This is a genomic window from Streptomyces sp. NPDC050743, assembly GCF_044456925.1.
Taxonomy (GTDB): domain Bacteria; phylum Actinomycetota; class Actinomycetes; order Streptomycetales; family Streptomycetaceae; genus Streptomyces.
On the sequence record NZ_JBITGJ010000004.1, the window covers coordinates 101524 to 124478 of the forward strand.

The following is a 22955-nucleotide window of genomic DNA, read 5'->3' on the forward strand; positions in this document are numbered from 1 at the left end:
GCCGCGCGGTGAGCCACGGCGCGGAGCGCCGGCGGGTGGGTGGGCCGGGCCGGCGGGGGGGGGGGGGGGGGCCCGCGCCCCGCCCCCCCCCCCCCCCCCGCGCCCCCCCCCCCCCCCCACGGCTCGGAGCCGTCCCGGTATCTACAGGTCGGTGCCGCTGGCTTCCTTCAGGATTTCGATGCTCTCAGGGTCCTTCGGCTCGGAGCGTCGGTACTGGGGGTGGCCAAGGTCCATCTGAAGCGCAGCGTGGAGCGGGGCCGGGTATCGCGTCCGGTCTGACCAGGAGAGCGCCTGGTGACAAAGCCGCGCCGCGGCAACCGCGAGAATCTCTCGGTCGTAGCCGTCCCGCGTGTGCATCGGGGTGATCTCCCTGGTGGTCATGCTGTACCAGGGGGCGTTCAGTTCGTTCTCCTTGCGCTCGTCGGCATTCTTCGATGCTTTCCCCGGGTCGGCGCGCCAGCGGGTCTTCCACTGCCCATGGCGCTTCTTGCCGTAGTTGCGGGGTTCGGTGAACAGGAACCAGGGGTGGCCTTCGGGCCGGGCTTCCGGGTAGTAGAGGTCGCTGGAGGTCTTGAGCGGGACGGTCTTGCCGTTCTTCTGCTTCTCGGTGACGGCGACCAGACGGGGCATTTCCGCCTGCGCGCAGTTCATGCGGATGATGCTGACCGGATTCCAGGACGGGGGCAGTCCGCTTGCGGGGAGCCAGAGGCGCGGGTCCCCGGGATCTTTTCCGAGGCCCTGCTTGTTGTTGTGGAGGCCGGGCCATACACGGCGGCTGGCGTGACCGTCGATCATCAAGGCGTAGGGCAGGCCGTCGAGTTCGTCGTGGAGCTCTTGGAGGGCGGTGCGGACGTCTTCACCGGCCTGTGCCCAGCGCTGGATTTCGCCGTCGCCGTTTTCAGTGTGAAGAGGGTAGTTGGCGGCGTGGAAGTTGCTCTGTGCGAGGGCGTAGTGCTCCCACTGCGGGTGGATGTTGCTCCAGCCGATCATGCGCCACGGGCCGCCGGGTTCAGGGGAGGGGATGATCACGCTGGCGGTGATGATCCTTTTGGGCTGGCCCTTGTACTTGCGGTCCGTGGCCTGCTTGCGGATGTGGATGCCGCAGAAGGCCATGCGGGGCAGCGGGTAGGGGTCGTCGCCGGGGTAGAGGGCACGCTCGAAGCGGTCGTCCACGACCCCGCACGAACGGTAGAGGTCCAGCAGACCCATGTAGACGCGGTGATCCTCGAAGGCTTTCGCGGGCCTCTTGATGATGGTGAAGGTCTTGGTGAACGGGTCGTACTCGCGGCCGACGAGGAATTGGGACGGCACTGCGGCCTTGGCGAGCTCCCGGACGACTTGGTGCTTGGCGTCGTTCTCCGCCAGGGCGGTCTTCACTTCGGCGGGCTTCATGCCCTCGTGTTCCTCGCCGCGCACCGGGATCTCTGTTTCACACCAGGCGGCGAGGAGGACGCCGGGGTCTGCGAAGGTGCCGGCGATCCTTTGGGCGTCAGTGGCGCGCTGAGTGCCGGGGCCGTGCTCCAGCAGGGCTTCGGCGTTGCAGAAGACAGCTTCGATGCCGTCCGCGAGCGGGAAGGACTTCTTTCCGCCAGGGTCCGGATCGATGCCCTCCGGGTCCAGCCCGTAGGGGTGGGCGAGACCGTGGATCATCCGCGTGAGGGTCGCGTCGCGGTACCACAGGCACAGGATGCGGAGTTTCTTGTATCCGGCCGCTTCGATGGAACGGCGAATACCCTCCGGGGAGGGCTTGCCGATGAGATCGACGTATTCGCCATCCTGCTTCTTCTGTTTCTTCTCTTTCTCCTGGGCAGCGGTGGCGGGCTCGTGGGAACGCTTACCGAAGACATTCCCCTTCGACTTCAGGTCGAGCAGGGAGACGGCGTCACCGAAGACTCGCTGGATGTGTTCCCGCAGCAGGGAGAGATGGTAGATGCCGGCGCCGGTACCGACAGCGAATGAGTCCGTCTTCGGCATGGTCGGCCTGATCGCTCCAGGAGGAGGAGTCAGGATGTCGATCCTCTTGCCATTTTCGTCCCTGGTGTTCAAGCGGCTGCGCTCATCGGCGACGCGTTCCTCGATGGCGTTGAGCGATGACCGGTCGGCGTCCATCTTCGCCAGGATTTCCAGCGCGTGCTTGTTCGTCTGCCGCAGACCGCGCCCATCCAGGGACACAGACATGATCGGCCGGTCTGTTCCCTGGTCCACGAGAACGGTGCTGGCGTGGATCACCGTGTTGTTGATGCGCCGGATGTGGGCGTCAAGATTCAGGACGGGGTTCGGCTCGGCCGTGTAGGTGGCCATCTTCACCGACAGGCGGGACAGTGCGTACTGGACTTGACTGCGGGTGGGGTTCTCGGGACGGGCCTTGAGCGCTTCGGCGAGGTCGACCGGGTGGGCGAGGGTGGCGAAGACCGGGCCGATGGGCTGTTCCCAGGCGATCAGGTCACCGTTGCTGATGGGCCGGTACTGCACGGCCGCGACGTTGTCGGAGGGCTGCCAGCCGACGGTCCTGTGTTTCACCTGGCCGTTCGTCGCCTCGTACGCCTCACGGACCGGCTCGACTTCCCGGTCGAGGAAGGGCTTTGCCGCCAGCTTCTTGGCGATGTGCCACTTCACCGCCTCATAGGCCCAGCTGTCCGGACTGGCGGGCTTGCCGTCTTCCTCTTGGAGGATGTTCTTAGCCAGGCTTCGGCGCTCAGGAGCGACGTCCGCGACCAGTCGGGCCAAGGTGGGTGGATCCATGAAGGGGATCTCATCCAGAGGAATCCGGCGGACGATGCCTTCCAGGTAAGTGAAGACCGTCCTGAGGGCGTCGGGCTCCACGGGGTTGAGCGTCACCATGAAGGCCAGGTACTTGTCCAGGTAGACGTAGCCATCGGTGATCTGCTGGAGCACGGTGACAGCGATGGAATAGGGGACCAGGAAGGGGTCGGATTCCTGGACATCCTTGATCCATTTCGCGTTCTTTGAGGCCGTGCTCCCCAAATCCCGCCAGGCCGTGCGGATGGGCGAGTGGTAGTCGCCGAAGTCCCAGACCAGGGCGGTCATGCCGTCCAGGAGCTCGGGGGTGCACCGGATCGATGTGGTGTGCGCGGTGAGATCCCGCTGCGTGTTGCTTCGCCCCATGAGCGGGGGTACCTCGTCTCTCGGTCTCTCCGTTTGGGAGAGGATGCGGGTCCGTCTCCGCCGCGGCAAGGCGGAGACGGGCGATGGTCAGTTCAGAGCGTCTCGCGGTCGAGCCCTGCATAGGTCAGGAATGCCTGAAGCGCTTGACCGTAGAGCTCATTCATGATGTCGCGCTGTTTCGGAGTCCAGTCGCGGTAGATCTGTTCGATGATCGTGGCCAGGTCGGAGCTGAACTTCTTGTCGTGGATGGAGTGGTCCACGATGTGGAGGGTCATGTCGGTCTCGCCCCGCCGGGCACGGCCGGCGAGCTGGATGAGCAGGACGAGCATTCCTGCGACGAGTTCCTTGCGCAGGTCGTGGTCCATGTTGGAGAACCGGGCCGGGGAGCGAAGGATCTTGGTGAGTTGCTTCCAGGAGGCTTCGCCTGCTGCGCGCAGGACGGCCAAGGGCTCGTCGCTGCCGCCGGCGGGAAGGGTGTTGTAACCGGCGGCGTTGACGCTTGCGTGCAGCCAGTCGGTGTCCTCGATGCTCAGGACAGGCCGGACGCACAGATAGATGTCGCGGACTGCCGAGCGCGTTCCGACGACGATGTTCAGGCCCCGGCCGATGACGGCGAGGGGGGCGATAAGGATCTCTCCGCGGTCGGGGAACTCCTTGAGCTCTTCGCGGACCATCCGGTCCACGTGGGCAGGTAGGTGCTCCTCGTAGTTCTGTTTCTCCGGCTTCTTCACCAGCAGGCAGATCCGGTGGTTCAGCCCGTCGGCCTGTGCCACCCCGGAGGCGAGGTAGGCGGCCTGCTCATAGGAGTTGACGGCGAGGATGACGCGGGCCCGTTCCGGTTCGTGCTTCTCCAGGCGGGCCAGGCGCTTGGCGAGCTGCTGCTCGTACAGGCCCCGGCCGAGATCGCGCAGTGCGTTGGGCTTCAGCTCTGGCGGGAGACCCCCGATCCTCATGGCATCCCCGCTGCTGCCCCGTACAGGCGTGGCGAGGGTGACGATGGACTCCGGACGGGTGTCGGGGAGCCACCAGCGGACCGGGGCATGGATGTGTTCCTGTACGGCCTGTGGTAGGTAGGCGGTGGCGGACAGGCCCATGACCGGCCGCTGCACGCCGGCCGCCAGCAGGGCGGTGAGGCCGCCGAGTTCGCTGACGAAGGTGTGCGGATCGCCGCCGAAAGAACGTGACAGGAGTTCCGCTTCCTGCTCCTTTTTGTCCATGCCCTTGACCTGGTAGCCGTGGATGGAGCGGCCCAGCATGGCCAGGGGGTAGAGGGTGGCGACCGTGCTGCTGCGCATGCTTTCAAGGATCTTGCGGACCGATCCCAGGTCGAGATAGCGCAAGGTCTGGGCCTGCATGCGCAACTCGTCCAGCGCGCTGTCGAGTTCCCGTAGCACGGTACGGGTAATCAACAGGTTCACCACGGCGGCCTGCTGATGCGCATCGGGCACGAGCTCACGCAAGAGCGTGCGCATCGCGTCGCGAGTGTCGGTGAGGTGGTCCTGGCCGCGCTGCGCGGTGAGGATCGTCAGGGCTGATTGGACGGCCTCCCAGTCGGCTCCGTCGGGAAGCTCGGCCTCCTCATCCGGTCCGGCCGCATACCAGCGGGCGGGCATGATCTCGTCGAGGAAGGCAAACAGCTCCGGCGGAACGTCCTCGGGGGTCTGGTCGGGGAACAGGAGCTGAAGGATTTCACGGTCCCTCGAGCGGGCCAGGCGCCAGCCGGTGTTGTCGCGGCTGGCCCCGTCAGGGCTGTCCGCCTCGTTGCCCGGGTTCAACCTGAGCCCGCTGCCTGAACAGAGCCACAGCAGCAGCATCTCGGCCATGAGCCGCGCGTGGCTGACCGGCGCTGCAAGGGCCATCTCATGGACGACGGGCAGGTTCCTGGCGTCCGAGTCGATCTCCCGCAACGCGGTCGTCCGTTTCCGGGAAGCCAGAGTGAGCTCCGAGGTACAGCGGCTGATGGCGGCCGTCTGGAAGGCATCGATCTCATCGATCACCAGCGCATCGCAGGCACGCAGCGTCATCTCCAGGACGCTCATGCCCCTGGTGCCACGCGCCTTGCCGCGGAACTCCTGCCCGTCCAAGACGACACCGATGCGTGTCCGGCCTTCCAGGAGGTTGGCGTGGTTGGTGACGATCACGGCCGCGTCGGTGGCCCGGTAGAACTGCTGGAACTTGCCGCACACCGGGGCGAAGGAGCAGGTGAGCCGGGTGGAGCCGGTGGCCGGAGAGGTCAGCGAGGTGCAGTTCTCCTCCCCGTACGGATACAGGGTGGGCGGGTCCATCAACGCCCGCTGCGCGCAGCCGGCCGACAGCAGCGCGATGTCGGTCCTGGCGCGCCGGTCCCATTCGTCGATCTGGGTGGAGGTACCCAGGGCGGCGTAGTCCATGGCCCGCCGGTGCATGCTCGACGGGGACATCAGCGGAGTGCAGTGAGCGGGCTCGGCTAGGTGCTTGTTCTTGTGCAGATAGGCCAGGTCGTTGTTGATGTCCCAGGCCATGTCCAGGGTGGCGCGGACATCGGTGACGGCGAGGGCGATTCGCCGGTCGTTGAGCGCTGCCCAGGACGCCATGACCCGTACGAGTACCGTTTTGCCGCTTCCCGTGGGGGCGTTGAGGACCTGCAGGTCTCCGGACGTCAGGTCCAGTTCGGTCAGCTCGCCGTCGGTCGTCTTCATTGCCTTGAAGAAGCGCTTGAGCACCTTGTGCAGGTAGTCGACGCTCTTGTCCTGGCCGCTAAGGATCTTGGCGACATCCAGGAGTTGGTTCACTGTCGGCGCGACCCGGTCGCGCTGCGGGCGGGTGTGCACCTGCGGGAGCACCTCGTGGCCGGGCGCTTCAAGGAAGCCGGGAGTCGCCTGGATATGGATCTCCCTGCTGGTCGTGCCGTGCTCTTGGCCCAGGTAGGCCGTCCTCGTCTTGAGGGTTCCTGGGCCCGCGAACGCCTGTGCCTTGGGGCGCTTGCCGAAGGTGAAGAACGGCCCGGTGACGCGTTGTGCGTATCCGAGGAAATCCCCTCCCACCCTGGGGATCACCGCCTCGGCCAGCTGTGGGTCTCCGGCCGGCAGCCGCAGCGAACCTCCCGACCGGTCCGCGAGGTCGGGATCGGGGGCCAGGGTGCCTAGGAGCGCGAGGACGGCGGCCCTGAGTTTCTTCGCATCCGTCCATTCGGGAGCCATCAAGGCCATCACCTGACGGATCAGGTTCCGCTCGGCCACTGGCAAGCTTGCCCAATCCGACCATGCCTGCGGCTTGCGGTGGGCGAAGAACGTGGCTTCTTCAAAGCCGGCCAGGATGCGCCCCTCGTCGTCCTTGCGGGGAAAGTAGTGCGCGGCCAGAGCGAGTGCTCCAGCCAGGCCGGCTTCCTTACCCGTCATCTCCCCGCTCACGCCTTGCCCTCCTTGATCTGCGTGATGACCATCTCGAGGTAGTCCGTCGCGGTCATCGCCGCCTTCATCCTGTATGTGCGGCACACCGCGTGGAGCTGGGCCACCTGGTCCTGGCGATGGTCGGGCACTACCAGGTACTCGGCGCCGCCCTTATCGCCGCCGTCCATATGAAGCTTGCTGACCAGGTGATTCGGCCAGGTGTAGTCTTTGAAGTCAGCAGGAAAGTACGGCTGTTCGCTTCCTTCGCGGGTGATCCACAGGTCACACTGGTCCCCGTTGGGCCACAGATGTGATGTCCAGGCGGTTCCCTCCAGGGCCGCCGCGGCGGCTCGGTGCAGGGCCAGTTCGGGTAGGCCAGGGATGACGGTGTAGCGCCACACCGGCCGTACCAGCGCCATGTACTCTGCGGCCGGCTTAGCCTGCGGCACGTGCGGTACGGCCCCGGTCCATAGGCGTGCGAACCGGCCGGACGGGACCCGGCATTCGAACGTCGGACTCAGTTCGGGGGCCGACTTCTTCCGGGCGGTCACGACGAACTCGTACGACGCGCCCGTCTCCTCGTGCCAGGGGTACAGACACCGCACCCTGCCCCTTGTGCGCGCGCCGGTGCGGGCAGCGGTCACCTTCATCGGCCACTTGCAGGCGGGGCAGGGCCACCACCAGCCGTTGAACTGCGCGTACTGGGCGATCGGCTTGTAGAAGTCGTTCGCCCGGGAGGGCAGCTTGAGCTCCGTGAGACTGCCCGTCGGCACCGTCGGGTTCTCAACCAGAGTGGTGCGGTGCCTCTGGTAGAAGGAGCCCTTGATCGCGCTGAAGACGGCTTCCTGGCTGTACTCGTCATCCAGCTTCGGTTTCGTTACCTGCCCGGTGAACTTCCCGACCTTCTGCGCGGCCCGCAGGACGCGCTGGGCTTCGTGCCGGAAGTCGAACCCGTCCTCCGTGGCAACGCCCTCGCTGTCCATGAGCCGCACGCCAGCGAGAGCCTCGCTGTCGATCCAGTCGGGCAGCAGCCCTTCCAGGGAGCCAGCCCGGTCGCCAGTGAGCCTGCCCATCAGTTCGTCGAACAGGATCAGGTGCCCCGGGCCGCATGCCGCCATCAGGATGCCGTGGGCCTCCATGAGGCGGTCCAGGCGTCTCGGCCCGTCCAGTCCCTCGCCGACCATCGCGTGCTCGCACACGGCGAACGCCTTGACGATTTCCAGCAGTGCGTGAGTCTGCTGAATGTCCGTTGTGTCGTCAGCTTGCATCACGTGCCGGACCATACGGCAGGCCACTGACAATGGGCCCTGGGAATCCCGAGGGGAGTTCAGCCAGAGCTCTCGTCGAGGCCCTCGGTGTCGATGCTGGGATACAGGCCGCGGTAGGCGTCGAGGTGGTCGGCGATGTGGCTTCGCCCGGAGTCGGTGAGGAACCACCGGTACGGTCCGTGAGTCACTCCGTCGGGGTGCCGCAACACGATGAAGCCCCGGCTCGGGGTCCGTCCATCAGGGCTTTGCCCCACCGCCAGGTAATGCGGCCCACGCCCGGCGAGGCTGCCGTCCACCCCCTGCGCTCCGGCGCGCGCGACCCGGACCATGATCTTCCAGAGCCACAACGACAGCAGCGGCGCAGGTGGTCCTGCTTCCCGGGGAGCCCCGAGGGCCGCACGGGCCACCGCTCGCCCGTGCCGGGTCATCTCCACCCGGGTACGGGGGATATCCCCCAGACCGTCGACATACAGCCGGTCCCGGTACACGACGATCAAGCCACGCCGCTCCAAAGCGGCCACCGACGATCCAGCTCCTGGGTCATGTACTCCCGCTGCGCGCAGCCCCTCCTGAATGCGGGTGTACCCGACTACATCAGACGAGGCGGAGACCGCCAACGTCATGCGCCGCCATTCGGCTGCCGGTCGTTGTTCCGCTCCCACCAAGCGGGCCTGCCGCTGTTCTTCCTCTACCTCCTGGTCGTGACGGAAGATGCACGTCAGATAGGTACGTTGCCGCTTGTTGAGGGCCCTCCATACAGCCATCGACTCCTCGGAAAGCTGACGGGGACGTCGGACGGGAAGCACTGGAAGGGGGTCCTCCGGGCGGCTGCGGCGCCAGGCATCCATTACCACCCGGTCGGGGACTTTATAGACCTGGGCGATCATGTGCGCCACCCTCCCCAGGGTCTCGGGAGATCCCCACATCCAGCCGCGCACACGTCTGCCGCGTTCAAGATCGCGGATCTTCTCGGCGCTGATATGTAGGCCGTGCGCACCACGCTTGCGTCGTAGAGCTGAGGCGGCTTCTTCCGTGCTCAAGCCAGCATCACGACGCAAGTCGGCCAGATTCTCGGTACCCGGTTCGCGCCCTGTCAGATCCTGCGCACCACATCGCAGAACCTCTAGCAATCGGCCGAAAGCTCGGTCACCAACAGTCCGTGTTCCCGCTTCCCAGTGGCGTACAGCACGTGGCGTAACCCCTACAGCGTCGGCGAGCTGTTCCACGCTCATGTCTCTGAAAAGTCGTTGGCGTTGCAGGGCCTGGGGGCGGAGGGACTGTGCCATACCGGAAGCAAAACGTAGTGAACAGTTCACTGCAACTGTTCACGACGGGGCGATCCTGATCCGGCCAAGGCGGCTGCGGGTATCTACCGTCCAGAGATTGGGGCCAACGCTGGTCGCCCCTCAGGAGGCGCGCGGTCTGTGCCTCTCGGTCGCAGGGCCGGCCAGTGAAGGAGCCGTGGTGCACGACAGCGTGGGGAAGGCCGTGCGCGGATGGGACGCCAGCCCCGAGGTCCCCGCCTGGCTCGGCCTGGCCGCCGAACACCGCAGTCACCTCTACGAGAGCCACCACGCCGACCAGGTCACTCCTTCGGGACGAGTTCTCCTGACCAGACACGCGGACGCGCTCTTCGAACTGGCCGTTGTGGTGCTGAACGCGGACCGTCCATTCCGGTCACTGGCGGAGGTGGAGTCGCGCGCTCTGGCAGGCTCCCCTCATGGCGTTCACCCCTCCTCCCGAGGCTTCGGACTTCACCTTCACGCTGGCCGACGCTCTCGACATACCTGTCCGCGTGCGTTCCGACGGAGACCTGGCGAAGTGGGACCGCCGCCAGGCGCCGAAGGCCGCGCAGCCATGGCCGGTGACCGACACGCTCCCGGTAGACGGTGAATACCTGGCCACCACCACTTGGCGGCAACTCGTGACGGCGGCGACCAGCGCGGGCCGCGACCTGGCACCCTGGCTGCGGAAGACGCCGGCATTCGCCGTCAACGAACTCATCGCCCGCGTTGCCCCACTGCAGGCGTATCTCACACTCAAGGATTTCAAGGCGCCCGCTGGAGCGGCGGAGCGGCGGCTGTTCGTGAACGCCGTCTACCGCCACGGCACAGAACGCAGCGCCCATGCCGCCTTTGGATACCACCTGGGCATGACGATGGCCCAGTGGCTGACGGTCGGTATGGCGGGGCTGCCGGCCACCGTGCACCTGGAGGCTTGCGGCATACCCGAGCTGGTGGATCCGACGAAGAAGCTCCCAGATCTCTACGGCAATCACGCGGTCGAGGCGCTGCCGTGGCTGATCGAAGCCAAGGCGCGCAAGTCACTGGGAGTCGGCGACATGCGCGACGGACAGTGGCAGCTGGACCAGGCGACGGCGGAGATCGCCGTCGCGCACCGGCAGGTGCTCTGCGGAACGGTACTGCCGGAGCCCGGCCGCTGGGAGGACGACCACCTCGTCATGATGGTGCACACCACTCTCGTGGGCCCGTCCCCGGTCGGCGGCGTCCACTCCCTACCAGACCCCCCGAGTGACGGAGGCGAACCCTCACTGGACGAGACCCCGGACGATCTGCTCAGTGTCGCGCGGGACCAACTTCTCGTCTTCAGAGCCTTGGCGTTCGGGGCAGTCCAGGACCTGCGGGTCGTCCCGCTTGCGGAAACGGGGCCGGGACCTGGCGGACCATCCAGGCGGAAGAGCGCCATGAGGCCGCTTGAACTAGATGCCGGGACCCGCGATCTACGCAGGCGTGTGCTGGCCGAAGGGGTGCCTTACGAGCGGCTTCGGCAGGAACAGCACTCGACCGTGAAGGAGTTCGTGGTCGGGCGTATCCCCGGTATTGGCCTCCACCTTGGCCTGTCGCGTGGCTTGTACGCGGCCTGCGCCCATCTGCACCAGATGCAGACGGAGATCCCAGCGGAGGAGCCCCTGTTCCCCGCGGCTCCGTTCCTCGTGTGGCGCGGGGCGGACGAGGAACGTGAGGAGATGAGCCGCAAAGCGCGGCGCACCTTCTACGAGCGCGAGGACGAGCGACTGGTGACGGTCAGGCGGGAGATGGCCAACGCGTACAGGACCCAAGAGGTGCCGGCCGGACTCCTGCGCGGTGCTCCCCTCGTGGTGGAAGGGCCCGAAGCCAGAGGCGGGGTGCTGGAGGCGAGGACGGCCGAGACATACATGGCCGTCGAACCCACCGATCCGATCATGCCCGGTCACCGCTGACTCTCCTCCCGAACTCGGTCAGCAGAGGCAGCGTTTGTGCGGGAGGTAACTCCTCGGTGAGGTCTGAGCGGCCGCCCGCTTCCCGAGGAGCGCTGGTAGGGAGTAGGGATCTCGACGGCAACGTGGGCCCAGGCTACGGGAACGCCCTGTACTTCTTCTCCTCGTCCGGCAGCGATTTGCCGACACTGATTAAGGAGCCCCGGCGCCCAGGGGGCCGCAGCCTGTATGGGCGAGCGCGTTGTGAGATGTCGGTGATACGGCGAAGCCCCGTCGGGGATCCATACCCGACGGGGCTTCTGCAGGGAGCGCACAAGGGAGTGGGGCGTCCCCGATGGGCACAACTGTCGACTTTACCTCTCTCGAGCGTTCGGAGCCCTTGATACGACGAAGCCGTTCGGGAAGCACCCCATCGGGGCTTCTGCGCGAATCGTGCTACGACGTGTCGCGGTCGGCGTGGGTACCGTTGTATTCAGGCACCCCGCTCTCGAGCACGCGGAGCAGGGACGCGGTGACGACACGTGTCGTACGGCCGATGCGCAGTACGCGGCAGGGGAACTCTCCGCGACGAATAAGGTCGTAGCCCTTCGCTCGTGAGAATCCCAGTGCCCTTGATGCATCTTCCACGCTTCCTGTTCCGTCCCAGGTAGCCCGAATGCGGATAGGGCTGTAGCGGGGGCCTGACGGCGCTTTGCTTTCTTGATGCATTTCGAAGTGTTTCTCCTTGCTCAGGCGGTATCGCTATTTTTAGAGTCGGTGGCTGGGGCCCCGTACTGCGGAGTCAGCTGGCAAAAACGGCACAGCGGCAAGGGCCGGTAGCGGTTACACCGATACCAGCTGAGAGAGCGCACCGATCGGTGACGGGGTCGTTGCGTGCTGCAGAGAGCTGAAGGGGGACCAGGGATCTTGGCTCTCGGAGTCGATCTGGTGTCATCTTCGCGATTCCTTCCGACATGCGAGCAGGTGTTGGCGGTGGGCCATTAATGATCCGCGGGATTGCCGGTTTGGCTAACCGGCAATCCCGCGCTATGTTGCGCCGCTTTGCAGGTGCTGCGGAGTCACAGGGCCGCTCGTGTCAAACGCCCTTCAGGGCTCCTTCCCGGTCAGTAGGATCACCGGCAGAGCGGGGCGGAGGCGCACGGGGGTGGGGAGCAGCGGTATGGCAGCGGGGGGTCGGCGGGGGGCGGCGGAGCGGGTGCGGGAGCGCCGTAGGGCCGCGGTGCGCAAGCGCGTTCACGACAAGGCACTGGTCGAGGTGCGGGGCTGTCTGCGGGACTGGGACGACGGCCGGGACGCGGCACGCGAGGCCAAGGCGGTGGCCGAGACGATCATCGCGCCCGAGTACGAGGGCCGGGTGCTCATCGAGTTGTTGCAGAACGCGCACGACGCGCACCTGGCCGGCGCCGCCGACGGACGTATCGAGATCCGGCTGGACGAGGACGAGGGTGAGCACGGCACCCTCTATGTGGCCAATGGCGGCAAGCCGTTCGGCGGCAAGAACTTCAAGGACCTGTGCAGCATCGCCCTGTCCAGCAAGCGTGCCGACGCCGGGATCGGCCACAAGGGCGTGGGCTTCAAGAGCGTGCTGCACCTGTGCGACGCGCCCGAGATCTACAGCGTGGCCAGGGAGGGATCCCGGGTCCCCGACGGGTTCACCTTCCGGTTCGCCCGGCTCGATGACTACGACGCGCTCGCCCGGGAGGTGGCACCCGAACGCGCCGGTTTTGACGACTACTTGAAGGAGAACCTGCTCACGTTGAAGGTGCCGGTCTTCCTAGAGGAGGTACCGAAGAGCGTCCACAACTTCGTGCGCCGGGGCTTCGTCACCGTCGTCCGTCTGCCGCTGAAGTCGGCCGACGCGCGCTCGGCCGCCGGGGCGCAGGTGCGGGAACTCATGGACGACAGCACCCCGTTCGAGCTGTTTCTTGACCGCCTGGAACGTGTCCGGCTGGAGCGGCGGGTCGCAGGGAAAACCCGGGGCAAGACGTATGACCGCCAGGTGGAGGTGCTGCACCAGACCCGCGGCCTGAAGGTGCAGCTGGTCACCTTGCGCCGGCGGATGCGACTGATCGTCGTCTGCGGGAAGGTCGACCCGGACCGCGCCCGGGAGGCGCTCACCGCGTCGATCGAGAAGAGCGGGATGCGACGCGACTGGATGGCCTGGGAGAAGAAGGCCGAGGTTCGCGTCGCCGTACCGGTCGCCGATCCCCTGCGGGAGGGGCGGCTGTACACCTTCCTGCCGATGGGCGAGCAGATCCCGGCGCCCCTGCGCGGCTTCGTTCACGCCCCGTTCTTCGCCGAAATGAACCGGCGCTCATTCAACGAGGCCGTGCCGTGGAATGGCCTGCTGCTCGACACCGTGGCCGAGACGTGTGCCCGCGCGGTGCTCGCCACGGCCGAGGGACGGGCCCCCGTTCCCGCCGGAGCGCTGGTCGACCTGATGTGCTGGCGGTCGCCCACGGCACTGCCCCGGCTCACTTCCGCCTTCCAGCGGCTGGGCCACGGCATCGCCCAGGTCCCGTTCATCCCTGTGATCGCCACGGCGTCCGGCACGCGCACCTCCCTGCACCGGGCAGTGCTGTGGGAAGGCAAGGAGCACGCCACGGCCTTCACCCCGCACGCGGTCGCCGCCAGTGGGGTCACCGATCTCCTCGACCCGCAGCTGCATTCCGTACGGCTGCGACGGCTGGTGTCTCTCGCGAGGAGTGTGGGCACGCGCCTCGAACCGCCGCCGGAGCGCCTCGCCTCCTGGGCGGAGCGGCTCGCCGAGGCCGCCGCCAGTGCCCCCTTCGACCCTGGATGGTGGGCGGACTTCTACTACGACCTCTCGCAGGAGTTCCCCGACGGCTCGGACCTGACCGGCAAACGGATCGTTCTCACATCCGGGTCGGCGTCGCCGGCACCGGCTGGCGGGGAAGGCGTCTTCTTCGACCGCGAGTCCCCGCGGGGCGGCTCCCTTCCGGCCCTGCCCGACGGGCTGTCCGGCCGTCTGCACTTCGTGCACGAGGGCATCGCCTGGACCGGCAAGGGCCGCAAGCGCAGAGCGCACGGCCGCACCTGGCTCAGGACCGCCGGCCTCGTCCATGAGTACGGAGCCGACCGGGTGCTCGAGGTCGTGGCCGCGGCACTGAGGGCGGACGGAGAGGGCGGAGTCGAGGACGGCGTGCGCCTGGCCTGCCTTCGCTACGCCTGCGCGGTCTCCCACGCGCTGGAGACCGAGGGGCGCAGGGCTCCGCAGCTGAAGGATCTCCGCGTACCGACCCGGGGCGGCTGGCAGGAGGCGAGCCGTGCCATGTTCGGGCCGGGATGGCCCGGTGAGCACTCTTCCATCGATGACACTCTGACCCGGTTCCTGGAGCGCGTCCGGGGACTGTCGTCCGTACTCACCCAGACGGAGCAGCGTCTCCTCCCGCGCCCCGAGGAGCTGTGCGGGGACACGCTCCCCGTCGAGGCCATGGGGCGCTTCCTCGAACGGCACGGCGTCGCTCATGGCCTGCGTCCCCGGCACGAGGTCTTCCGCACCGAAGTGCGAGGCCAGGATCTCAACTGGCCCGCTCGTTTCTGGGTTCCGAACCGGCGGGATCTGCTGCCGCAGTGGCGGACGACCGCCGAGCGCTGGCCGAACCGGCGGCGGGTCGGTTACCTCAAGGTGGCCTACCACTCACGCGCCCGTTCCGCGGACGTGCTGCCCGGACAGGACGACTACGCCGCCTTCGGTGAGGAGGACCGCAGGCTCTACGCGGAACTCATTGTGCACGGCCTCGCTTTCTCGTGGCCGGACTCCGCGCTGGAGATGCATTTCGTACGCCACACCGACTCCGCGGGTACCCCCTGGCCCACTCCGTTGGCCGCCTTCCTCGCTCACGCGCCGTGGATCCCGCAGACCACCGTCCCGGGCGCCCCCGCTGAGGGGATCGTGTTCGCCACGGCGGGCCGGACCTGGTGGTGGCAGGGCGCTCAGTCCCCGCCGCCGTTCCTCGGCGTGGTGCCCGCGACCTTGCGCAGCAGGCGGTCCGCCAAGCTCGTGGCACGCCTCGGCCTGATCGGCATCCGCGCCTGGGACGACCCCGGCACCGCGCTCGACCGGCTCGGCCATCTGCCCAACCTGGTGCAGGCCGGCCCGCACCTGCGTGAAGGCAGGCACGCGCACGAGATCGGGCAGGAGTATGAGAAGGCATGGGCCCAGCTGCTGCCCGCGGACGGCGGCACACGTACCGCCGACGGCGGGCCCGCCACGCCACAGCACCGGCTGCTGGTCCACCGGGCCGGTGCCCTCGAACCGCTGGACCTGACGGAGACGGACGAGACGGTCTTCGTCCCGGACCCGGACGGCGCCCAGAACCGGGCCCTCCTGGACCGCGTCCCGGTACCTGTGATCCCGATCAGGGACAGGGCGCTGGGCGCCCGGGTCCACGCCTTCCTCGACCATGGGGCGACGTTCGACGTCCAACGGTGCAGCGACGCCGCACACGACATCCAGGTCGACGGGCTGCCCGTCCGTGAGGCGATGCGCCTGCCGTTGACCCAGTACGCGGGCCCCTGGCTGCTCACTCTGGTCGCGGCCCTGGTGGAGTTCGACGAGGAGCGCGCGTCCCGGACGGAGCCTGTGACCGTGGCCGAGTCGACCGGGCTGCTGCGCCGCTGCGAGGTGACCGTGGCCGACGAGGCCGTCGTCTGGATCGCCGGACACCGTCTCACCGAGAACGGCACGGACCGCGCCCTGCTTCACCCGCACCCCGACCGGCCCTGTGTCGTCGTGGTGCACAGCGGGCCGCGCACCGGCTGGCGGGTGCTCCGTACCGCCGCCCCTGCCCTGGCCGCTCTCATCCGTGCGCCCTACCTCGCGGACATCCTGTGGAAGGCACTGACCCGGCTGGAGGAGCGGGGCCTGAAGACGGACGACGTGTCCGAGGAGGATCTCGCGGACGTCCTGGAGCTACGGCAGCACCAGCTGCGCGCCGTCCTCGCCGAGCGGGCCTCGCAGCGCTCCGGCAGCGCGCGGCTCGTGCCGCTCCTCGCCTGCCTCGACCTCGACCTCGCGGAGGAACTCCAACAGCGCGTCGAGGAATTCCCCGACCGTGCAGCCCTCCTGGCATGGCTCACCGCCCGTACCGCCGCACCCGACGCGGAACGCCTCATGCGGCTCCTCGACGACGATCCGGAACGGCAGCTGAGGGCCCTGTCCGTAACCCTGGCCGCGGCCAACCGCGCCTGGCGCGCACTGAGTCTGCCGCAGATCGACAACACCGACCGGCACGAACGGCAGTTCGCGACCTGGCTCCAGCGAAACCGTCCCGCACTCGCCGAGCGGATCAGGGACGCCCACGCCGACGTCCACTGCTCCGGCCGGTCCCTGGCCGCCTACGTGCGCCTGCGGGGCCTGCCCACACTCGCGCCGGACCCGACCTGGCACACGACACTCTGGGACCTCACCGACCAGCTCCTCCAAGCTCACGCGGACGCCTGGCTGACCCGATCGCTCCCCGCGCAACCGCCGACGTCCCGCGCGCTGCCGCCGCTCACCGAGGTCCGCGAAGCATCCACCACCGCCGTCCACCAGCACCTGCCGCGTCTACGGCAGCTGATCCAGGAATGGCAGCGTCTGCACCCGACGAGCAACACCGTGGTGCCGCCGCCCCCGCAGGAGGTGCTACGAGCGCTGGACGACGAAGGGCTGCTGGACTTCGAGGTCCTATCCACGAAGGCGTTGATCACCTGGCTCAGCCACCACGGCCACTGGCCGACGGACATGCCCCTGTCGGACCGGCGCGCCCAACTCGGGCTGTTCCCGACGCGCTCGTCGGCGCCTGCCGGGAACAGCGGCATGGCCGCGGGCACAGGCCAGTCCGGAGCACCCGTGCCCGGCCCCCAAGTGGCCCTGAACGGCAGGCTCGTCCCGGCGGGCCCCGACGACCTGGCCGCACTGGCCCGTGAGGTGGCCGCGGACCTGACACCGGAACAACGCGCCACTTCGGCCACGGCCGTGACCACGCTCGCTCCCCGCATTCCCCGGCCGCGCACCCCGTCACAGCCCGGAACGGGATCGCAGGGCGGTTCCTACCAGGCCGCGGGCAACGACCAAGACCGCACCGTGCCGGTGGGCGTAGCGGGGGAGGCGGTGGTGGCCGCCTGGCTGTACAAGCAGTTCGGCGTCGAACCACAGGACTCATGGAAGTCCAGCCTGCGCGTGCACGGACTCGCCGGAGCACAGCCGGGGGACGACAGGCTCGGCTACGACTTCCTCATCCACGACGGCGACGCGGCCTACCTCTACGAGGTCAAGGCGTCCACGGGCGACAGCGGAGAGATCATCCTGGGCGAGTCGGAGGTACGACGCGCTTCCCGGCTGGCCCCGGGCGAGACGTACTTCATCGTGTACGTCTCCCATGTCTTCGACCGCGACCGCCGCGCCATCACCGTCCTGCCCAACCCATTCGGCGCTCCGGACCTCGCAGGCTACGAACTGGTTAGCACCCAGCTGAGGCTCCGCTTCAACATTGGCTGAATCAATAAGTTCGGGCCCGGCTGGCTGTGAGACGTCGGCCTTGTTGACGAGCTTGGCAAGCATGGGTTGGACACTGAGTGGGCACGGCCGAGCCGAGCCGGTGGCTCTGCACGGTCACGCGGCGCTGCGCGTGGAGGCGGAAGCGGAGCCCGTGCAGGGGGCCAACCGCCTGGCGGTCGTAAAGCCGCCGAAGGTGGAGTATGTGCAGAGCTGGACGCCGGTGATGACGAGCAAGCTGGAGGGGCCGAAGTGAGCGAGATCAGGCGCGACGAGTGGGTTGGGATGACCAAGTCCGCCAGGAGGTACGAGCCGTTTTGGGAGAGCGTCCGGGTGGCGGAGGCGCAGGGTCGTCCGGTGATGCACGTCGTTAAGGTTGGCAAGTTCATCATGCAGGCGTCCACGGACATCGAGCTCGCCAAGCTGTTCGCGGAGCACCAGATCTTCGACCAGGACGAGGTCGGCGAGTTCGACTGGGTGCCGGACGAGTTCGAGGTGCTGCATCTTCGGTTCAAGAACACGCGGACCGGGGAGTGGGAGTCCACCATCCAGTCCATCTCGACGGTGCCGGCGCTGCCGGAGGTGCCGAAGTGAGTGAGCCGCAGGGTCCCGGCCCTTCGTGGTCTGCTTGCTGGCCATCAGGCGACTCTCTCATCGGAGGAAAGCCCGCCGTCGATGACGCCGAGGATGCGGTCATAGGTATCCAAACCCCGCTGCTCGCACTGCACTCGGTCGGCAAGGGCCAGCCGCATGCGAGCCTATTCGCGGCTGGCTATCGCGGCCGCCGCGTGGGTGGGATCGGTGCAAGAAGCCATCCCACACCTCAAAACGGTGTAGCGCAGGCACGCGCGTCGGGGGCGCATTCCGCCCGAGCCACCGTCTGATCTCACTGCTGTACAGTCCGCCGACGTGTCACTGTGCGCGAGGGAGTTGGGGGCCTCTAGTGATCGGATTGCAGATCCCGGAGATCTACTGGGACGACGAGAACGCCGTGAGTCTGCTGGTCGAGTACTTCACCCGACGACGGTCAAGCGGTGACCTGTTCTATTCCGGCGCGCACTTCGAGCGCCTGGGCGGGGGCGGCGACGCCGAGCATGTCGCAGACCGCTTCGACAGCAACGACCTGTTAGCCATCACCATGCTCAACGTCTCCCTGGAGCCGCATGGGGCGATCAACTTGCTGACCGACCCCGACGGGCACTGGGCGCGCCTGCTGTCGCTAATCCCTCGTGACGCGCGCCTGGAGAATCCTGGAAGCGATGCGCTCATGGAGGAGGGTGGACCCGCGTGGGAGTTGTGGGAACGCCTAGCTGGCACCAAGCACTACCCAGGGAAACCCGACGGCAGCGGCCCGGTTGTGGCAGGTAAATTGCTGGCCCGCAAGCGGCCGCACCTCATCCCCATCTACGACATCCGCATCAAGCAGCTATTCGAGCGACCGAAGGTGGACCACTCCTTCTGGGCCGCGCTGTCTGCGGCCCTGCGGGTGGACAACGGTGCCTTCCATGATCAGTTGATCCATCTCCGCGGCAAGGCGGGTATCGGTGAGGACATCGGCGTCCTGCGTGTGTTCGACGTCATCGCCTGGATGCTCCAAGGTCGGCAGGGCCAGGTCGCGACGAGCTGAGCCCTGAGGTGGAGTGGTGGGAAGGCACATGCGGAGGCCGATGGGGCACCGAGGGCGGGCGAGGCTAAGCGCAGACACATTGAGCCCTACCGGGCAGATGTCCCGGAAGAGACCAGGCAGCCCCGTGAGCTGCTCTGATGGGTGGTTACGCGCTCCTGACCTGGTGAATGAACTTTCGGCTGTTTCACGCTCATGCCCGTTGATGCAGCCGGAAGTCCCAGAAAAGTCCCTGAGCACTCCCACTGCCCGGAGCCACTCTTTCGGTTCTATGCAGAGTGTGGGGACGCAGTGCCGCCAGTGCCACGTCAGTGGTAGTTGTTTCTGACCGTGCTGATTCTCGGCGTGATCACGGTGCGGGTGTTGGTCCGCACCCCAGCCGCCTGGCTTAACTCCTGCCAGGTGCGCGGTTCGGTGGTCACGGGCTGGCCTTCTCCGACGATCCCCTGCACGAGGCCCGTTCCGAGAGCGGAGAGGCGCTCAAGGAGCCAATCCTCAGCCACGAGCAGGTTACTGACCTTGCCCGTGGGCCGGGTGTGGGTCCGGTGCTGGACCTGATGGGTGCCGTTGGTGTCGTACCAGAACGGTCTGCTCGGATGCTGACGCAGGCTGGCGCCGTCCGTGAGCCAGTGGCTCAACAGGGTGACGTGACCGGTGCATCGATGGAGCAGTCGTAGCCGGAATGGGACCAGCTGTAGTCCTGGGTCGCCGGCCAGGCGCTTACGGGCTTTCCTCCCGGGCCTAGTACTCCAGTTGTAGATCCTGATCTTGCTGGTCGGGTTCCAGGTCTCGGGCCGTACTGATCCGCGTCCCGATTGGTCCGATCCGATGCGCTTGCCGTCTCAGTCGGACTGGTCAGTGGAGGGGCCGGTGGCGCTGTCCGAGCCGTAGAAGCGGCCCTGGTCGCACAGGGCGTCGATCTCGGCGATGTCTTCCTCGCTCAGTTGCGCATCCAGCGCGACGCTAATGATGTGTCGGGCGCGGGCCAATCGCCGGGCGACGTCCCAGTCAGCAATGAATTTGCCGACGGTGTACTCGTCGGCGGTTCCGGATGCTTGGCGGGACCCGAGTCGGTCGAGGGAAACGACGAACTCGTTCAGGTCCTGCAGCACTGCGACGACCTCGCTGAGGGGCAAGCGGATCTCTCGGGAGGACATGTCCATCAGCCGATTCAACTCCAGAGCTGGTGCTCGGGCCCAGATCCTGATCTTGCTGGTCGGGGCTGGTCCGGGAACGGGTGCGGCCACCGGTGATCATCGGTATGTGAAGACAGAAGATCAGGCGGTGGCCGCAGGTCACAGCATAGATCCTGCCCGCTGGCAGAAGGCGTTCGAGGTCCTGATGGGCCGTATCGCGGGACGGTTCGTCCGGGTGGAACCCCGGCGCCGGGCACGGGCGTTCGTGCTCGGGTTGTTGTCGGACCTGCCGCGCAAGAACTGCTGGACAATCGCGGAGCAGGCCGGGGACGCGAACCCGTACGGTCTGCAACACCTGCTGTCGAGGGCCAAGTGGGATGCCGACGCGGTACGCGATGACATCCGCGGCTTCGTCGTCGAGCACCTGCACCACGAGGATGCGGTGCTGGTCGTGGATGAGACCGGCGACCTGAAGAAGGGCACAGGCACGGTGGGGGTGCAGCGCCAGTACACCGGCACCGCCGGACGCATCGAGAACTCCCAGGTTGCGGTCTACCTTGCCTACTCGACTCCGCTCGGGCATGCGGCGATAGACCGGGAGTTGTACGTGCCGCGTTCGTGGACCGAGGACAGGGCCCGCTGCCGGGCCGCCGGGATACCCGACAGCGTGGCCTTCGCTACGAAGCCCGCCCTCGCGCTCCGTATGATCACCCGCGCGCTGGACGTCGGCGTCTCCGCATCGTGGGTGGCCGGTGACGAGGTCTACGGGGCCAACCCGCACCTGCGCACCGCCCTGGAGAAACGGCAGGTCGGCTACGTACTCGCCGTCGCCCGTGACCACCAGATCACCACCCGCGCGGGCAGCTTCCGCGCCGACGCCCTGGTCAGGAAGCTGCCGCGGAGCGCCTGGCAGAAACTCTCCGCCGGCGCCGGAGCCAAGGGGTACCGCATCTACGATTGGGCCCTGGTCGACCTCGCCGACGACCGGCCTGGCCACCACCAGTTGCTCGTCCGCCGAAACCGACGCACCGGCGAACTCGCCTTCTACCGCTGCTACTCAGCAGCACCGGCGCCGCTGCCCACCCTGGTGCGCGTCGCCGGACGTAGATGGACCGTCGAGGAGACCTTCCAGTCCGGCAAGGGCCTGACCGGACTGGACGAACACCAGGTCAGACGTTGGACGTCCTGGCACCGCTGGGTCACTCTCGCGATGCTCGCCCACGCCTTCCTCTCCGTCGTCCGCGCCGACGAACACGCCCGCCACCCGAAGCCGGACGGACTGATACCGCTCACCTGCAACGAGATTCAGCGCCTGTTCATCGCGCTCGTCGTTCGCCCCGTCCACGGCACGGCCCACTGGCTTGACTGGTCCCACTGGCGACGCCGCCACCAGGCACGATCCCAGGCCAGCCACTATCAGCGACAAGCCATCCAGACTTGAAGATCGCGATCTACAGCTGGAGTACTAGTTGTATTGCCCTGTGAGGTTGGGGACGCGGCTAGCGGGTGGTTGGCCCTTGAGCGCGGTGTGTCAGCGGTGGTGATTGTAGGTGTGCAGCCAGTCAGGGAAGGCGTCGCGTCGCTCCTGTTCGCGGCCACTCGATCAACCGGAGGAGCAGATCGACATGAGCCAGCAGATGCGGTCAGGTAGACCGCGTATGACAGCGACGCAGGAGGCGAGGCTGTGCGCTGGCAAGGGAAGGCTCCCACCTTCTTCACGCAGCCGAAGCCCCCCGTGGAAACAAATCTGCACCTGCTCGACGTTGTCGATCCCCTAGCCGAGGAGGGGAAGGTGGCGAGCCTGAAGCTGTTCCATACGACGGAATGCGGCGTGGCCGAGGTCATGTCGCGTCTTGCTGAGGTTGAGGCGGACGTGCAGAGCCTCGTCGAGGCGCACATGGAGACGATGCTGGGCGTCACGTTCCTCGCGAGCGAGTACGTCATCGATTGCGTCGACGGTGGACGGATCGACTCGCTGGGGATAGACGAGAACGGGGCACCGGTGATCGTCGAGTACAAGCGCGGCACGGACGCCGGCGTGATCAATCAGGGCCTGTACTACATGGCCTGGCTCACTGCGCACAGAGGCGCCTTCGACAGCCTGGTCCGCGACCGGCTTGGGGTACCAGCCGCGGCCCACGTCCTGTGGAGTGCGCCTAGGCTGATCTGCATCGCCGGGGACTTCACCCGCTACGACGCCCACGCCGTACGTGAGCACCGGCGCAGCATCGACCTGGTCCGCTACCGGTACTTCGGCAACGACCTCATTGGGCTTGAGACCGTGGCTTCGGTCACTGGGCAGCCAGGTGCGAGCCGACGGGCTCGCCGGCGCACGGGCGTGCTCCCGGCAACCCCGAAGAGCACAGGTGCCATGACGGAGCTGGCCGAGGCTGTCGCCGAGGTTTTCCTCGGCCTTGGGGAGGACGTCACCCGTGTCCAGCGCAAGCAGTACGTGGCCTATCAGCGGCTGCGGAACTTCGCCTGCGTCATACCGCCCCAGCAGACCAAGGTGCTGGTCTACCTGAAGGCGGACCCCAAGGGGGTGGACCTCGTGCCCGGGTTTACGCGGGACGTGAAGGGGCTCGGCCACCACGGCACGGGCGACCTGGAGGTACAGCTGCGCACCGAGCGTGACCTGGAGCGCGCCCTCGAACTGTTCCGGCTCAGCTACGCCGCGGCGTAGCGGCTTCATGGCGGGTAAGACGGCAACGCCA

14 protein-coding genes and 1 pseudogene are annotated in these 22955 nt (G+C 67.3%); 7 read left to right on the forward strand and 8 right to left on the reverse strand.

What is annotated here, in order from left to right; genetic code table 11:
- Nucleotides 1-141: 141 nt before the first annotated feature.
- The 4 genes from ACIBJF_RS06370 to ACIBJF_RS06385 all read right to left on the reverse strand — a co-directional run bounded on the left by ACIBJF_RS06370 (nt 142) and on the right by ACIBJF_RS06385 (nt 9048).
- Nucleotides 142-3048 carry an RNaseH domain-containing protein gene (locus tag ACIBJF_RS06370; RefSeq protein ID WP_399172560.1) on the reverse strand — a complete coding sequence of 969 codons (2907 nt, stop codon included), beginning with the start codon at nt 3046-3048 and terminating at the stop codon, nt 142-144.
- A gap of 170 nt (nt 3049-3218) precedes the next feature.
- On the reverse strand, nt 3219-6515 hold the full coding sequence (locus ACIBJF_RS06375; protein ID WP_399172561.1) for a hypothetical protein: 3297 nt from the start codon (nt 6513-6515) through the stop codon (nt 3219-3221).
- Nucleotides 6512-7762, reverse strand: a complete 1251-nt coding sequence (locus tag ACIBJF_RS06380) for a hypothetical protein (RefSeq protein WP_399172750.1) — start codon at nt 7760-7762, stop codon at nt 6512-6514. The genes ACIBJF_RS06375 and ACIBJF_RS06380 overlap by 4 nt, the downstream gene beginning before the upstream one ends.
- A 59-nt stretch (nt 7763-7821) precedes the next feature.
- Nucleotides 7822-9048 carry a helix-turn-helix domain-containing protein gene (locus tag ACIBJF_RS06385; protein ID WP_399172563.1) on the reverse strand — a complete coding sequence of 409 codons (1227 nt, stop codon included), beginning with the start codon at nt 9046-9048 and terminating at the stop codon, nt 7822-7824.
- Between the two features lie 434 nt (nt 9049-9482).
- Here ACIBJF_RS06385 and ACIBJF_RS06390 point away from each other — a divergent pair, with 434 nt between their 5' ends.
- Nucleotides 9483-10982, forward strand: a complete 1500-nt coding sequence (locus ACIBJF_RS06390; protein ID WP_399172564.1) for a hypothetical protein — start codon at nt 9483-9485, stop codon at nt 10980-10982.
- A gap of 432 nt (nt 10983-11414) precedes the next feature.
- Here the strand turns inward: ACIBJF_RS06390 and ACIBJF_RS06395 are convergent, their stop codons facing one another.
- On the reverse strand, nt 11415-11687 hold the full coding sequence (locus ACIBJF_RS06395) for a helix-turn-helix domain-containing protein (protein WP_189866631.1): 273 nt from the start codon (nt 11685-11687) through the stop codon (nt 11415-11417).
- 451 nt (nt 11688-12138) lie between these two features.
- Between ACIBJF_RS06395 and ACIBJF_RS06400 the strand changes: the two genes are divergently transcribed.
- The 4 genes from ACIBJF_RS06400 to ACIBJF_RS06415 all read left to right on the forward strand — a co-directional run bounded on the left by ACIBJF_RS06400 (nt 12139) and on the right by ACIBJF_RS06415 (nt 19108).
- Nucleotides 12139-17484 carry a sacsin N-terminal ATP-binding-like domain-containing protein gene (locus ACIBJF_RS06400; protein ID WP_399172565.1) on the forward strand — a complete coding sequence of 1782 codons (5346 nt, stop codon included), beginning with the start codon at nt 12139-12141 and terminating at the stop codon, nt 17482-17484.
- Between the two features lie 61 nt (nt 17485-17545).
- Entirely contained in the window at nt 17546-17737 is a 192-nt protein-coding gene (locus ACIBJF_RS06405) for a hypothetical protein (protein ID WP_137309434.1), read from the forward strand.
- Between the two features lie 101 nt (nt 17738-17838).
- On the forward strand, nt 17839-18075 hold the full coding sequence (locus ACIBJF_RS06410; protein ID WP_189908711.1) for a hypothetical protein: 237 nt from the start codon (nt 17839-17841) through the stop codon (nt 18073-18075).
- Nucleotides 18076-18424: 349 nt separating this feature from the next.
- Nucleotides 18425-19108 (forward strand): DUF6308 family protein, encoded by a 684-nt coding sequence (locus ACIBJF_RS06415; protein WP_189866635.1) that lies wholly within the window; start codon nt 18425-18427, stop codon nt 19106-19108.
- A 305-nt stretch (nt 19109-19413) separates the two neighbouring features.
- Here the strand turns inward: ACIBJF_RS06415 and ACIBJF_RS06420 are convergent, their stop codons facing one another.
- Entirely contained in the window at nt 19414-19743 is a 330-nt protein-coding gene (locus ACIBJF_RS06420) for a hypothetical protein (RefSeq protein WP_399172566.1), read from the reverse strand.
- Nucleotides 19744-19947: 204 nt separating this feature from the next.
- On the reverse strand, nt 19948-20268 hold the full coding sequence (locus tag ACIBJF_RS06425; RefSeq protein ID WP_399172567.1) for a hypothetical protein: 321 nt from the start codon (nt 20266-20268) through the stop codon (nt 19948-19950).
- A gap of 178 nt (nt 20269-20446) precedes the next feature.
- Between ACIBJF_RS06425 and ACIBJF_RS06430 the strand changes: the two genes are divergently transcribed.
- On the forward strand, nt 20447-21682 hold the full coding sequence (locus tag ACIBJF_RS06430; RefSeq protein ID WP_399172751.1) for an IS701 family transposase: 1236 nt from the start codon (nt 20447-20449) through the stop codon (nt 21680-21682).
- A gap of 24 nt (nt 21683-21706) precedes the next feature.
- On the opposite strand, the pseudogene ACIBJF_RS06435 reads toward ACIBJF_RS06430, so the two are convergent.
- A pseudogene (locus ACIBJF_RS06435) lies at nt 21707-21826 on the reverse strand (IS481 family transposase); the annotation flags it as partial.
- 207 nt (nt 21827-22033) lie between these two features.
- On the opposite strand from ACIBJF_RS06435, the gene ACIBJF_RS06440 reads away from it, so the two are divergent.
- Nucleotides 22034-22924 (forward strand): DUF5655 domain-containing protein, encoded by an 891-nt coding sequence (locus ACIBJF_RS06440; protein WP_399172752.1) that lies wholly within the window; start codon nt 22034-22036, stop codon nt 22922-22924.
- Nucleotides 22925-22955 lie beyond the last annotated feature (31 nt).

What these genes read in the sequence shown, in the direction of transcription:
- ACIBJF_RS06405 (WP_137309434.1), top strand. Translation starts at nt 17,546, where the DNA reads ATGGGTTGGACACTGAGTGGGCACGGCCGAGCCGAGCCGGTGGCTCTG.
- ACIBJF_RS06400 (WP_399172565.1), top strand. Translation starts at nt 12,139, where the DNA reads ATGGCAGCGGGGGGTCGGCGGGGGGCGGCGGAGCGGGTGCGGGAGCGC.
- ACIBJF_RS06425 (WP_399172567.1), bottom strand. Translation starts at nt 20,268, where the DNA reads ATGGACATGTCCTCCCGAGAGATCCGCTTGCCCCTCAGCGAGGTCGTC.
- ACIBJF_RS06390 (WP_399172564.1), top strand. Translation starts at nt 9,483, where the DNA reads ATGGCGTTCACCCCTCCTCCCGAGGCTTCGGACTTCACCTTCACGCTG.
- ACIBJF_RS06395 (WP_189866631.1), bottom strand. Translation starts at nt 11,687, where the DNA reads ATGCATCAAGAAAGCAAAGCGCCGTCAGGCCCCCGCTACAGCCCTATC.
- ACIBJF_RS06385 (WP_399172563.1), bottom strand. Translation starts at nt 9,048, where the DNA reads ATGGCACAGTCCCTCCGCCCCCAGGCCCTGCAACGCCAACGACTTTTC.
- ACIBJF_RS06370 (WP_399172560.1), bottom strand. Translation starts at nt 3,048, where the DNA reads ATGACCGCCCTGGTCTGGGACTTCGGCGACTACCACTCGCCCATCCGC.
- ACIBJF_RS06430 (WP_399172751.1), top strand. Translation starts at nt 20,447, where the DNA reads ATGGGCCGTATCGCGGGACGGTTCGTCCGGGTGGAACCCCGGCGCCGG.
- ACIBJF_RS06380 (WP_399172750.1), bottom strand. Translation starts at nt 7,762, where the DNA reads ATGCAAGCTGACGACACAACGGACATTCAGCAGACTCACGCACTGCTG.